The sequence below is a fragment of the Brevibacillus laterosporus DSM 25 genome (assembly GCF_002706795.1).
Taxonomy (GTDB): domain Bacteria; phylum Bacillota; class Bacilli; order Brevibacillales; family Brevibacillaceae; genus Brevibacillus_B; species Brevibacillus_B laterosporus.
In genome coordinates, this window is sequence record NZ_CP017705.1 from 5,129,121 (window position 1) to 5,143,066 (window position 13,946).

10 protein-coding genes and 3 pseudogenes are annotated in these 13,946 nt (G+C 37.9%); 2 read left to right on the forward strand and 11 right to left on the reverse strand.

Annotated elements, in window-relative coordinates; genetic code table 11:
* Positions 1-18: 18 nt before the first annotated feature.
* The 4 genes and pseudogenes from BrL25_RS23500 to BrL25_RS26070 form a co-directional block, all read right to left on the reverse strand.
* A complete protein-coding gene (locus BrL25_RS23500) occupies positions 19-687 on the reverse strand; it encodes an MBL fold metallo-hydrolase (RefSeq protein ID WP_018669852.1) in 669 nt (222 codons plus the stop codon).
* A gap of 133 nt (positions 688-820) precedes the next feature.
* Positions 821-1,567 (reverse strand): 4'-phosphopantetheinyl transferase family protein, encoded by a 747-nt coding sequence (locus BrL25_RS23505; RefSeq protein WP_018669851.1) that lies wholly within the window; start codon positions 1,565-1,567, stop codon positions 821-823.
* Between the two features lie 199 nt (positions 1,568-1,766).
* A complete protein-coding gene (gene loaP / locus BrL25_RS23510; RefSeq protein ID WP_018669850.1) occupies positions 1,767-2,357 on the reverse strand; it encodes an antiterminator LoaP in 591 nt (196 codons plus the stop codon).
* 433 nt (positions 2,358-2,790) lie between these two features.
* Positions 2,791-2,892 (reverse strand): annotated as a pseudogene (locus BrL25_RS26070) (RNA polymerase subunit sigma-70); the annotation flags it as partial.
* A gap of 152 nt (positions 2,893-3,044) precedes the next feature.
* On the opposite strand from BrL25_RS26070, the pseudogene BrL25_RS26075 reads away from it, so the two are divergent.
* A pseudogene (locus BrL25_RS26075) lies at positions 3,045-3,253 on the forward strand (hypothetical protein); the annotation flags it as partial.
* A gap of 649 nt (positions 3,254-3,902) precedes the next feature.
* On the opposite strand, the gene BrL25_RS23525 reads toward BrL25_RS26075, so the two are convergent.
* From BrL25_RS23525 to BrL25_RS23555, 7 genes and pseudogenes are all read right to left on the reverse strand, one after another.
* Positions 3,903-4,544 (reverse strand): ABC transporter ATP-binding protein, encoded by a 642-nt coding sequence (locus BrL25_RS23525; protein ID WP_018669848.1) that lies wholly within the window; start codon positions 4,542-4,544, stop codon positions 3,903-3,905.
* 5 nt (positions 4,545-4,549) lie between these two features.
* Entirely contained in the window at positions 4,550-6,841 is a 2,292-nt protein-coding gene (locus BrL25_RS23530) for a DUF1430 domain-containing protein (RefSeq protein WP_018669847.1), read from the reverse strand.
* Positions 6,842-6,943: 102 nt separating this feature from the next.
* Positions 6,944-7,300 carry a lactococcin 972 family bacteriocin gene (locus tag BrL25_RS23535; RefSeq protein WP_236847741.1) on the reverse strand — a complete coding sequence of 119 codons (357 nt, stop codon included), beginning with the start codon at positions 7,298-7,300 and terminating at the stop codon, positions 6,944-6,946.
* 1,395 nt (positions 7,301-8,695) lie between these two features.
* Positions 8,696-8,998 carry a hypothetical protein gene (locus BrL25_RS23540; RefSeq protein ID WP_018669844.1) on the reverse strand — a complete coding sequence of 101 codons (303 nt, stop codon included), beginning with the start codon at positions 8,996-8,998 and terminating at the stop codon, positions 8,696-8,698.
* A gap of 317 nt (positions 8,999-9,315) precedes the next feature.
* Positions 9,316-10,740, reverse strand: a complete 1,425-nt coding sequence (locus tag BrL25_RS23545; RefSeq protein WP_099327287.1) for an IS4 family transposase — start codon at positions 10,738-10,740, stop codon at positions 9,316-9,318.
* Between the two features lie 293 nt (positions 10,741-11,033).
* A pseudogene (locus BrL25_RS23550) lies at positions 11,034-12,180 on the reverse strand (IS3 family transposase).
* Between the two features lie 62 nt (positions 12,181-12,242).
* Positions 12,243-12,617 carry an FAD-binding protein gene (locus BrL25_RS23555; protein WP_018670754.1) on the reverse strand — a complete coding sequence of 125 codons (375 nt, stop codon included), beginning with the start codon at positions 12,615-12,617 and terminating at the stop codon, positions 12,243-12,245.
* A gap of 321 nt (positions 12,618-12,938) precedes the next feature.
* Here BrL25_RS23555 and BrL25_RS23560 point away from each other — a divergent pair, with 321 nt between their 5' ends.
* A complete protein-coding gene (locus BrL25_RS23560) occupies positions 12,939-13,811 on the forward strand; it encodes an aminoglycoside 6-adenylyltransferase (protein ID WP_018670753.1) in 873 nt (290 codons plus the stop codon).
* The last annotated feature ends 135 nt before the right edge of the window (positions 13,812-13,946 follow it).

Consider the following 13,946-nt stretch of genomic DNA (forward strand, 5'->3'; position numbering starts at 1 on the left):
CCTAACTCCTTCAAAGTATCAAACATATTTATAATTTTTGGGTTGATTAGGCCGCATTCGAAATCTCACAAAAGTTTCAACGTCGTCAATTTGAAAATATAAATTATTTTCTATTACATATTTCATAGGCTTACCCGGAAATATACCGAAAGAATGCCCTGGATAGATCAATACATTCGGTTCAATCATCGATCTAATTCTCTGCATACTCTCAAACATCCGGTAAGGATCCCCTCCATATGTACTACATATCCCACAGCCTTCTATGAAGATCGTATCCCCTGTAAACAAACTGTGTGATAACGAATAACACACTCCCCCGACTGTATGACCGGGTGTTAAAATACAGGTAATTGCAGTTTCCCCCAATAATATCCTACTTCCATCATTTAAAACTTGCATATTGGAACACTGAAATTGATAAAAATGAGCCTCATGTATTGATATGTAAACTTTACAATTATATCTAGATACTAACGGTTCTACTAATTGAACATGATCCTCATGGGAATGAGTGAGTAAAATCATCACGATTTGCAAATTATTTTTCTCTATTACACTGCAAATTGCAGGCATATCCCAAGCTGGATCAACAATTGCTGCTTGCTTGGTCAAACGATCTACTATAATATAGACATAATTAATTATTTTTCTCCCTAATCTCAATACCATTACATCATAAGTCATATCTTTGTACCTCTTTTAAAGTTGCCAAGTGCTAAACACTTGTTTCTAAAAAAGTCTTATCACCCTACAAAAAAGAGGTGCTGAATATTAGCACCATAAACGTAAACTATCTACCGTATTTTTATCTTATGTTTCACAGACCTGCTTTAACTAATAATTGTTTGATAGGTTCGATATCTAATTTCATCTGTCTTGGATAAACAATAGAGCAAACTTCATACTTGAATAGCAGAGAGATCGCCTCGTATTGGGGAAAATTAACAAATCGACTGACAAAATAGCCATTCTGCTGTTCCATTCGTTTAAGTTCAAACAGTTGAAGTGGAACCGTAATCCCAGTCCGCAAAACTTTGGATAATGCCTCTTTTACCGTCCACAATACAGTCAAGAACCCTGAATAATGGGAATTTACAGTATTGGCTAACAAAACCTCTGAATCTGTCATCTGTGATTCCAATATAGACTGTAGACGTTCATCTATGCTTTCTAAGTCGATCCCCATTGGCATATAATCCGTATGGGCTATTGATGCTGCAAGCTTGTGACAATGCGTAATACTGACCTGATAATTTCCCTTGCGGGGATGCACCACAACGGGATGCTGGAATATTCCCTGATCAATACAGATAGATTCTAGACGCTTCTCACGGATACACTTAGAAATTGCCTGCTTGGCAGCCATTCTTCCAGACAAATAGCTCTGAATTCGCCTGTCAAACTTAAGTAGATCAAAATAACGGCGCTCGATTGGATGCAAATAATAAACTTCCTTTGAGGCTTGACTCAAGCCCGTTGTCGGAAATAAAGATAAATACACTCTATAACTATCATCTTGGCTGTCAGTAATCGAAACTGCCCATCTATCATAGCTGCTCTCCACGTTTATCGAAGCTCCTTAAGATTTCAAAATACTTTACTATGAAAAGACAAATTTTCTACCATCCAAATATAGGTACAGCTTCGCCCTGTCATCTATATGTAAAATATACACTACACTATTGCAATATGACCTCAAAGCTACACCAACGTACCGAAGCAACGATTGGTTTCGACTCTGATTTTTTTAATCACTTAACTAATTAACAATTACCATTGTCTGATGGCGTCAACATCTCAATGCCGATATCTATCATTTTTTCATTTCCCATAATCTGTAGAACGATTCGAGCTCTTTTTTTACGTTTATCAATCTTCTTTATTATTCCTTCATTCCCTTTTAATGGACCATCATGCACTGTAACCCGTCCATCTTCTACATAAAAGAAGGAAAAGTCAATTACTTCGTCTTTCCCTATAAGTTGCAGGACTTGATCCATTTCTTCGTCTTCAATCTTTGAAAATAATTCGAAATCATCTTCTTTAACATTTCCCATATCAAGCCCACATAATTTTTTATCTCGTTCGTTAGTGTTTTGATACTTATTTAGAAGACGATAATACCTTGGTATTTTCTTAAGTTTATAATAAGTTTTTACATTCATCTTAGTATTCACAAAAACATAACCGGGAAAAATTGTTTTGCAAATTTCGTAATTCTTACCTTGTCTACGTTCTATTATTTTTCTTTTAGGTACAATTGCATGAATGCTCCCCCGGACAAAAAACTTATAAATCATTGTCCGAACTAAGTCTTCTTGTCCTGCTTGAACAAAAAGTACATACCAACCCATTTTATCGAAGTACTCCTCCCTTTCCATCCAATCGAGATAGAAAAAACGCTATCAGCTTGGAAACATCGTTTACTCCTCTAGCAGAAAACGATTCTTTTGTCTCTATGGAGGTTTGAAAGACCATCAAAAAATCGTGTTGGGAACTAAATCATTCCCTATTTTTACCACCCTCTAACATTTTAACATATAGAATATTCCATTTCAATATTATTAAAAATTTCAATAAACCTACTATACTGTTAAATACATACAAGAATAGTAATCCGTTTATTACACAACGACGTTCGGCTAATTTACTGCAGAATAGAAAGTGGATGATAGCTAAGCTAAAATGGTATGAGAAACAGGGGGAAACATGGCTATCTTCTCCTAGCGGAGCGGACTCGTGAGCATATGCTGCAAGCCGGATATTTTGCATGCCGATGAAACAGTTCTCCAGTCTGAAGCAACCAATCACGACTTTCTTTTTACGATCATTAAGAATATCGTTGTTCTGATAAATCTTCGATCTTTCTATCTTAAGCTGTGCCTTATCTCCACGTCGTCGCATTCCACAGATGTCGCTGTTTTGCTACCTCATCTTCAGTTATTGAAATCTCGAGATAATATCCTGACAAGATAGAGGCTATTTTTTTAGAATCAGTTTCATGTCATACAGCTGCGTGTCCGGTTTATCCTCCTGTAGGCAAATCAAAGGGGCGTCTTGTTGAGCTTGATGCAGCACGGGGGTTGGCTGTCATAGGGATGTATTTTCAAAAGTTCGGGCTGAACGAGAGGATTGCTGCGATCACACGACGTTACTATTTGTGCTCTGTGGCGGCATTTCCTACTCGATCATGGCGCAACGCATGAAGGATCAAGAAACGGAAACAACATCGTTCCGGGCACGGATTATCGGTTAGTTCTCCTTGAATTACTCGATCGATCACCATATAGACGGAGCAACAAGAAATTGAGCCTACCAAGTTCCCTTTCTTTGTTAAAATCTCAATTAATCTGTACTATTTCCTTCTGTACCTTACTAGAAAGTCTGTTAGAGTTGTTAGCTTCCAATTCCCCATGTAGATACTTTTCGTCTAACGAATCAAGCATTGTTGTTTTCTTTTCCAATTGCATCTTTTACTCATTCAGTTTAAGTTCCATTGGTCTTTTGTCCTGTAATGAATCCAGATTATATTTTTAACGATACGCTTTTTCTTAACCCCCGAAATTGGATTCGAGTCATCCCCTCTTATCCGATGAAGCTAATATCGAGAGCACAGAGGGGGATTTTTTATACAACGATAACACAACACTATTCAATCGAATTTAAACAGCAACTCATTCAAGAAGTCTGAAACGCAAGCCAAGTAGCTAGGCAGCATGGATCGGTGCCAAAATAATCAACAAAGTATCTAGATTTTAAAAAAATAAGTTCGGTAGATTACCGAACTCAGGCAGGCTAGATGGGGATTAAGTTGTCCACTTGACAGGGAAAGATCACTTTAAGGAAGGACATTATGGGATAGCATACAAGAAGTTTAATTAAACACGCAGATCTAATCCTCACAACAGTTTTATGATTCTGTCACACTCTTCCGCAACATACTGATCATGTGTAACGAAAATGATTGTTTTGCCTTCATTATTGAGTCCCTTTAGAAGCTTAACAATTTCGTTTCTGTTGTCAATATCCAATGAGCCAGTAGGTTCATCGGCAAGGATGATGTCGCAGGGTTTTAACAAGGTTCTCGCAATCGCCACCCTCTGCTGCTCTCCACCTGAAAGGCCGTATGTTTTTTGCTTGAGCGGTATATCCATCCCCACCTTCTCCAGCGCATCCATTTTTAACTTTTGCTTTTCCTTTTTTGATTTTCTTGAATAGAGTAACGGAATTTCAAGATTATATTCCACTGTTGCATCATCAATTAATGCATAATTTTGGAATAAATAAGCGATTTTTGTCCTGAGAAGCCTGTTTGCTTGAGCTGAACCAATCCGCGGGGGAATCTTATCAAACAGTTTGACAGTGCCACCACTTGGATTTTCCAGCAATCCCATGATATTCAAAACCGTTGTCTTTCCAGACCCGCTTTTCCCAGTAATGGCGAGCATTTCACCCTCATAGACCTTCAAATTTATATGTTCAAGAACCAAGTGGTCTTGATAACGTTTACTGACATCCACTAGTTCACATACCGTTTTCATGCTACTTAAACCCCTCCCTTCAGGATTTCCACTTTGTTTTTATGCTCGATAACGAAAAGTGCAAGAACGGACGCTACTAATTCAAATAAGAATACCCCACCCCCTACTGCAAGCACATTAATATCAGATGATCCGATTGCTTGGTAGATGGATGACGCCACTGCAAAAACACTTCCCGCCTTCTCCACCAAACTAGATGCCAGCCCGTTGTTAATAAGGAAACAGATACCCAATTGAATCACCCATGTCATTGTTAAAAGCCACATATACTCCTTGTACGTTTTAAAAAAATCAGCGCCAAATAATCTGCGAACGATAAATCTTCGTTGATATTTGCTGAAGAATACACTCAGATTCTGCACAACAAGCACTAATAACCCCGCTATCAGTCCGAAGCTTATGAGCAAAAGCTGGTTCCTCTGCTTTTGTAGATCGTATATCTGCTCTAAAACGTACTGGTCAACTGCTATTAGGTTTGTCAGGTTGTCATCGAGTTCTAGCCTTTTGAGTTCTGGCTCCAGCGCCTTTAACGTCTGCTGGCTGTCTCTATTGATCAGCTTCACCTTTAACGGATCTCGGCCCCCACCACCGATCATCATGTTTGCCTTATCTGCAACAAGACTGTTTTTCTCAGTGATCACTTGAATGATCGGATCTACAATGATATTGTTTTCTAAGCGAAATACATCAGGGTTGAAGCTAAAAATTTTCTGATCATTAGCAATCCAAACGATTGTAATCTGTTGATTCTTTACGCGATCTGGAATCTTTATTTTAAACAGGTTCTCATCCGCTTCAAGACGACTCTTTCTGCTTTTCTTAAAGTAATCCATAATATCTTTTTCATTATCACGGTATTTTTCAGGTACAAGCAAAATGAAATCACTTGTATCTTCAAAAATTTTTACAGGATTATTTTGAATATCATACACAGGAAACTCATGCAGATAATTAAGATTTACCGAAATAGAACGTATGCCGTCAAATTTCCTGTTAAGAACAAGCGATTTTTGCTCATATGCTCTCGCGTGAATATATACGGCTCCCATTCGATTGAGTAGAGGGTAAAGTCCTGTGACTTTAGTTACAGTCGTTTTGTGTGATCCTTTCTGTAAATCCTCCAAATCATTCCCAACCTTTACGGGATAGAACACACCATAATCCTTGCTGCGCTCCCAACTCTTCAGATTTTCCTGCTTGATATGCAAATCATTATACTGACTCCAGGTTGAAAGGATGATCAGGATGAGAAATATCGTGCATCCAGTCTTGAGTAGGGTGTTCAAAACGAAGATGCCATTCGTTTCTTTGCGGTTCTTGATTACATCGACTACCTTGATTCTAGAGATGTAGATATAGGCGATGAATGAAATTAAAGTGACAATGATATAACTGATCAATTGAGAAATGATAACACTTCCTATGAACTGAACAGTTGTGCCCTTTATTAGCAAGGCTGCAAGTACAGAGGTAGTTGTAGTTAGAACAAAAATAATGGTAATTAATCTCCCTACGACTATGTACCATAGATACAAGTTAGACAGGCCGTGCATTTTCATAACGCCGATCCGCTTGGACTCGTTAAAAATATAGTAGATGAGCATAATGATCACGATGATAATAATTAAGTACCTAATGTATGTAAAGAAGTCTTCCTTGATTTCCATTTCTCCTGAATTGTAAGATTGACCCTTAAAATCTTCAGGAGTAAACAAAGCCCCTTGGTCAGCCATTTTATTAGAAATTATTTTGCTGATGACTCGGTCAACAAACTCATTGTATCGTTCTTCAGATGCTTCGACAAAATACTGGCCTGTTACGGGAAGATGTTCATAAGCAACCTTAAGCGGTTTTATTTCGAACAGGTGGTTATTACCAAAAGTTTTGAGTATACCTACCTGATCCTGGTTACCGGTATCTACCGTTGATAGGAAGGAATTACTCTGCTGCGTGTCGTCCGAGGTCAGAAACTTCCCCTTTTCTAATCGAAAAGAATCAAATAACCGGGTGCTGGTTGTCATCAGCACGTATTTGTGAATTTGAACCTCGTCATCTACGCCGTAATTGATGTGTGTTTTGAAAATATTGACCTTGCTCTCGATGGCCGCTTCTAGTAAGATCGGGTACATCTCATCCGGTGAAGAAAAATTCGCATAGTCAGGAATCCCAAACTGCCTTGAAATTCCCTCTCCTGCCTTTTCCATTTGATCAAGTTCATTTTGAGAGGTTTGATTGTAAACCAACAAAAAAGAAACTGCGAAAATAAAGACTAGCAAACTAGCTAATGTTTTTTTCAATTCACCCGCCCCCTCAAATGATGAAAAATTCAGACCTTTCTCAAAAACATACCATACGTTACTCTTCTGAGTAACGTATGGTAGTTGCTTGTAATCGTTATATTATTTAGGTCGTTTTGCCTTATTATCCCAGTGTGCATAACAGGTATATTTCTTGTCTGCATATGCTTCTGCCTTTGCCCATTCGCCAGCTTCCGCATAATCCGTATCTTCATCGTCTCCTATGATAGCTGTCGCAGAATGAAATTTTTCCGGGTGTTTGTAATAGGACCAGCATTTCTTTTGAGCACCAATTTTGGATGAGCCGTAATTCCAATCACCACCACCAATGCCTGTCGTCTTGAACGGAGTCACATTAGAGTTGACCAGTTCAGCCTTACCATCTGTCGCCATCGCTTGAGAGCCCATTGCCAAAGTCAGTACTGCAATCAAGCCTACCATGCCTTTTTTCAACATCATTGCCATCTCCTTTAATTTTTATATTTTTGTTTCATGAATATATTATCATGAATTTATATCCTAAAAATTTTAATTTATGACATTTTTTGGAACAAATTTCATTTTTATATAAATCAGTTCCTGAAGAAGTGTTGGCCATTATTTGCTTCGAAAGGACCTTCTTTTTTTCTTAGGTACAAAACGTCTCCTTTCCCATAGTTGGAAACTAGGCATTGTGGGTTCTCAGGATCATTTTCAGTACGCTCACGAATCCGTTTTATCACTACATATAGTATATCCTTTCTAGTGGTGTTCTTTTTTCAAGCCGCTTCGGATTAATCAGTTGGTGTCCTTTCTTCTCCCATCTTTTCCGCTAAAAATCGCAAAACAGCCAGTCACCGATAAAATCTCGGCAACTGGCTGCTTAATTTGACTAAAGTGTTTTGATTCTGTCAGGGTTCAGTTCTCAAAACTCCCATTGAGCTTTCTGATTCAAAAAAACGTTGGCACCCCTTATGATAAGAAGGATTGCAGTTATATCTAAACGAGTTTTTTGTAAATACTAAAAATCCCAACAACAAAAAACACCCAAAAGCATTCTAAAGCTCAACCCTTTTCTCGTAAAAAAAGAACTCGGAATAGAAGCGAGTTCTTTTGAGTCTGTAAAACTTCTTAGTGTATGGTACACCATTTTGTAAAATACTCCAAGTGAAGCCCCCGTTCTGAATATCATTGCGCTACACAGGTAATATCCTCCCAAAAATAAAGCTCTGCAAAACCAGACAAGCGACCCGATCGAGCCAATGCCTTGATTTGTTAAAATTTATACAACCTTCGTTCTAGAGTCGCTTACTAGCCCCCCAATAAAATGCAGGTTTCCTTCATGGTGTAAAATATCGCCCCATAAATACTCGGCATCAATGTCCTACGAATCAGATTTCAGCAAAAGACTTTTGAGATAGAAGATAAATCTATTTTCAAAAAAAGAAACAAAATAACCAATATATTGAAAAATATGGTATTATATTTGTAGGCAAGTGCATAGGGGTTCAACATCTCGTAGGTAAGGAGGTGTTGAATATGGAGCAAGCAATTTACTATATTGTCAGTATTATCCTTCAATTAGTAAATCTTATGATTACAATTGCTGATAAGATGACAAAAAAGTAGCCAACCCAACCGCCCTTGCAAAGTGTTTGGATTAACTACTTTTTTGTTTCTGCCACTCAACACTGTCAAGACCCTTTCGGTCTATGCACTTGTCTCTTACCTGCTTTTAGTATAGCTTGTTTTGTAAATTTTAGTCAAGGTTTCCATTTTTTATTTTAAAACCAACGTTTATTGCTCACTTGAAGACTCGGCAATATGATATAACCATAACCATACATATTATAATTATTCAGATCGAGATTCAATCTAGACTATGTACCATCCGTCTTTAAGCCCCTTAAGAATTGTCCCCGTTATAATCCCAGTATCTCCATAAAAATCTGTTGGACTCTCTCCATCAAGCGTTATTTTGTACTTGCCTATATACTTCCCTTCCCTTTGTAGCTTAAGTGAAACATATCCACTTATTGTATCGCAACGGAGTGTCTTACCACTGTCGAGAATTTCAATCACTTCGGAATCCGGAATATATTCTTTATCCACTACAATCATCTCTCCTAAAAAATTTATGAAGTCCCTGCCACCACCTATACCATCTACTAGTACCATCAAAACCTTTTTTGTGATACAACAGAAACCCTAGTATTATATTAGATATTGCTACATCTCACTGATCTTCCCAAAGTGGATCCCTTATGATTTAATTATACAACACGCCTTTAGAAACATTTAACATATTCCTTTTTTTCTCTTTTAGATATGAATGTAGAGTAAATTCTCTATATCCGGGCTTCCCCCATCGCCATCAACTTAAGAATCCACTATGGTCCACTATAGATGGATAGTAGTTATTTTTTATCGGGCTAACCCATACATGATAAAAGTGTGCATGACAAATAGACCCTAGCGGGTCTAAATTTTTGATACTATGCAGCTCGATCTTGAGACATGGTATAATTGTATACGACACCCAGTATATCAAAGACTGTCTTTTTCTCGTATCGATGAGATTTCCGCCCGTTACGCTGTAGGAGGTTGAACAGGCGAAGGAGAATCTTTGACATTTCTGTGGTGTCTTTTTCTATGGACCTATGTAGAAGTGGAAAGTAATCTTGAATCATATGTATGGCCTTGTACTCACTCAGTTCCTTTTTTCGTTTTCTTAGTAGAAGGTCCCGCATTCGAAACATGGTGGAGGAACAAATAAGAATACTGATAAGTTGCCCGTACAGGTGACATTCTAAGCGTTCTTGTTTGATTTCTTTACAATGATCAATACCAAAGAAAGACTTCCATGTTTTAAAGAGAATTTCGACTTGCCAGCGTAATGAATACAAAGGATGAACATTTTCGGTAGGAACCTCTGTCGAGGGGGCATTCGTAATATAAATATTGATAGCACTTAATCGTTTACTTCTCTCCGAGTACACGATTCCTTTCTTTTTTTCTTTAATAGCTTGATCCCTCCGTCGCTTTTGAATCTGTTCTTCTGTCAGCCGATGAATAATAACCCGGGTTGGTAGCTTTTGATACTGACCTATGTAAACATTGGATATCTCATGCGTCTCGCCTGGTTGGATTTGATTCATAAGGTCTTCCATATTTAACTGGATATACTCAGATTGCTTCTTTATTTTTCCATCTTTGAAGTATTCCGGGTGAGGATTTTTTTGGTATACACGATTATTTAACTTTAAACGAGAAATATAATAAGCTCCTCTCATATCCATATGTTCGAAATCCTGTAAATCGAAGTAGCCTAAATCACGAATACATAAGTCATTTTTCTGAACAGTCTCTAGACAAATAGAACCGTAGGTTCGGTCGTTTTGTTTTCCTGGTCCCGCCTCAACGTGTAGGAACTGTCCACTAAGAAGGTCATATTCTAACTGAATTTTAACACCGGCTGTATGGCTACTTCCCCCAAATCCTTTATAAGCAGAAGCAAAGATATCCGGAAGCTGAAAAGTAGTGGAATCTAGTATGCGGATTCTATGAAACAAAGTTGCGTAACCATGAGGTAATGTATCGGCAGCGTATAGCTTTTGAATAAGAAGGTGTGAAAATAGTCGTTGAAGAAATTGTACGGCTTGCCTATTAAATCGCTTATTTAGTCCTTCCGGACTCATTAATATCCCAGTGTATGCCTCTAAACGACTACATAATTTCATTAAAGATGTGCTCGCAACCTTTTGACTTAACCATACACAAAGTGCAACTAACTCCTGAGACTGATACTTACTTTTCCGTTTGGTAAAACCAGCTTCTCTGGCAAGCTCTTCAAGAGCTTCAGGCACTAAGCAACGCTGGAGCTCTTGAGAAAAAAGCTGTAGCTCGTCTAAGATTTCCATAAAATACGCCATCCTCTCCTAGGAATCTACGGAAAGAATAGCGTATTTTTCGTTTTGGGGGTACTAAATTATTTTAAGTTGATGGCGATGGGGTAACACCAACAAAACGCGAATTTCGTACGTTAAGAAGAATTCTATAAAGAAAAAGGCGATTTCTTGTACGCTAAGGAATCGCTTTTTTTATGTTCTTGCTTAATATTAAGTTCAATAAGATAATTAGTTTCTAAATTCACATAGAAAACGTTCTACACCTTGGATCTGAGTCAATATCTTGGACACAAAAAAGTTAAGTGCTAGGATACGTTTCTCAGCAAATCTTCTACTGCTTGTGGTGTTTTGTATCCTAAACCTCCATGTATCCGTTTGCGATTGTACCAGCCTTCTAGATATGTAAAAAGCGCAAGCTTTGCTGACTTATAATCTATGTACGTCACATGGTTTACTTCTTCTTTTTTCAGTATAGCATGAAATGACTCCATGCAGGCATTATCATAGGGGCACCCCTTTTTGCTACATGAGTGAATTATGTGATATTCCTCAACACGCTGTGCGAAATCTTGACTTGTGTACTGTGTACCTAAATCGGTATGAAACACGAAACCCTTTGCGGGTTTTTGAGTGACGTATGCATTTTCTAACGCATGTAAAACTGACCCTACTGTCATATTCTGAGAAAAAGAGTATCCAACAATTTTCTTTGAATGTAGATCAAGAACGGATGCCAAATAGCACCATCCATCTCGAAGAGTATGGATATAGGTAATATCTGCTACCCATTTCTCGTTACTAGATGTTGTTGTAAAGTCTTGATTTAGTATATTAGGTCTTTCTATTACTCTATCTTTACTTGATTGCGGGCGGAATTTCTTCCTTGTAATTGATCGAATGTCTGCCTTTTTCATAAGTCGCTGAGTTCTCTTCAAACTAATAGAAACACCTTCACTTCTTAGCAGAAAGTGATTTTTGGAGCACCATAACGTCCCTTACTTTCCAGGTGAATTTGCATGATTCTTTTCGTAATCTGCTGGTTTTCATTTTCACGAGGGGAAGCTTCTTTCTTATAGGAGTAGTAAGTGCGCCTTGGTATATTTAGTACCTCACACATAATCTGGATAGGATGCTTTTCTTTATTCGTCTCAATGAATTGGTTTAACTCAGCTACGTCTATTTTTTCGCGAATATGGCCATAGCCTTTTTTAGAATTTCATTTTCTTGCTTCAATCGGAGCATTTCTTTCTGCATAGCAGCGACTTCTTTTGGTGTAATGGCTTTTACTCCTTCTCCGAAAGGAGTAAATTCTTTCACCCATTTACAAATGGTTACTTCTGATATGCCATATTCGCTAGATAAACTCTTTACCTTGTGACCAGAATGATAAAGGTCTACAATTGTTCTTTTAAAATCTTCCTTGTATTTCTTGTTTGTACTATTTTGTTTCATCCGTACTCATCTCCTATAAGTTCATTGTAAGAACTTAACCAAGATGTGTCCATGAAACTATACTAACTCCAATCATTACGAATTTGTTTAGGCCAACACGTACATTCAAACACACGAGGCTCGGCTTTTATTGCAACGTTTGCATTTATTAATGAAGTACCACCCAATCCACAGCCTGTAAGCACATTGATATCCTCGTCTACATGCAAGTTATATAAGCCAGAAGAAGACCCTGTGGTTAATTCTGGTAATGTAATCGATATTTCCCTCGCAGCTTCAAATTCAGTATTAGGAAATTCCCCAGGTCGAAATTCTTTACCACGCTCTAACAGGCAAACCTTTAGCCCAGAGCGAGCCATACGAGAGGCAGCAATGCTCCCTCCATAACCAGAGCCAATAACGACAACTTGATAATGAGGCTTTATTTCACTTGGCAATGAGGATAACCGTTTTATTCAAATCCCTCCTGTCAAATTTGCTCAAAGCATAATAATTCCTCATTATTGTTTTACATTTATCCTTATATATACAAAGGTAGTGGAATTATTCGTATCCTAAGAATAAACAAATTTGATAAACTGAACTTAATTAGCTCATATAAAAACAAGCTTTTTATGAAAGGACGAGAAAAAATGAAGAAAATCTTTAACAAGTTATAACCTATTTGCAAAACTAGCCTTCGTACGATTCGAACTCGTGGACCGCCTACTGGATTCCTACATTCATCAACTTTAAAAATACGGAGGTTAGAAAAAATCATGAGATCTGAACAAGAAATGCTAGATATGATCCTCGGATTTGCAAAAAACGATGAACGCATCCGTGCAGTAGCGTTAGAGGGGTCACGAACGAATCCAAATGTGCCCAAAGACATGTTTCAGGATTTTGATATTAGTTATCTGGTAACCGATATGGATTCCTTTATTCGAGATCCCAAGTGGATTCAAGTTTTTGGGGATCGAATCATTTTACAAACTCCTGAGGCCATGTCCATGTTTCCCCCTGAGTTAGGTAGGCGTTTCTCGTACCTGATGTTGTTTACGGATGGAAACCGTATTGACCTTACCTTAATTCCCCTACATGAAGCAGAAGAGTATTGCAAAGAAGATAAGCTACTGATCATATTAATGGACAAAGATAACGCTCTTCCTGAGATCCCTCCTCCAACCGATGTAGATTATTGGGTAAAACGTCCGTCTGCTGAATTTTTTGCAGATTGTTGCAATGAATTCTGGTGGGTCTCCACTTATGTAGCAAAAGGGTTGTGGAGAAGAGAAATTCTTTACGCGCAGGACCACCTTAGCTTGAATGTAAGACCAATGCTGCTTACCATGCTGGAATGGAAGGTTGGTGTCCAAACTGGTTTTTCAGTCAGTGTAGGAAAAAATGGAAAGTACTTGGAAAAGTATCTTTCAAAGCAAAGCTGGGAGTCCCTTCTATCCACCTATGCCGATGGGAGCTACGAAAGTACATGGAAAGCGCTCTTTACAATGGGGAATTTATTTCGCAGTACAGCAAAATACGTGGCAAACCATTTACATTATAAATATCCTCAAGAAGAAGATCAGCGGGTTACGGCTTTTTTAAAACATGTCCAAACATTGCCTTTGCATGCCACCAACATTTACTGATTTTTAGGTAGCTATATGGTCCTCCACTAAAATTTCAGAGAAAAAATGTAGGCTATATAGAAAAATGAAAAACCAGTCTAACACATTAGCTTTCGTGTTTGTGACTGGTTTTTTTACACTCATCTGATGTAATTT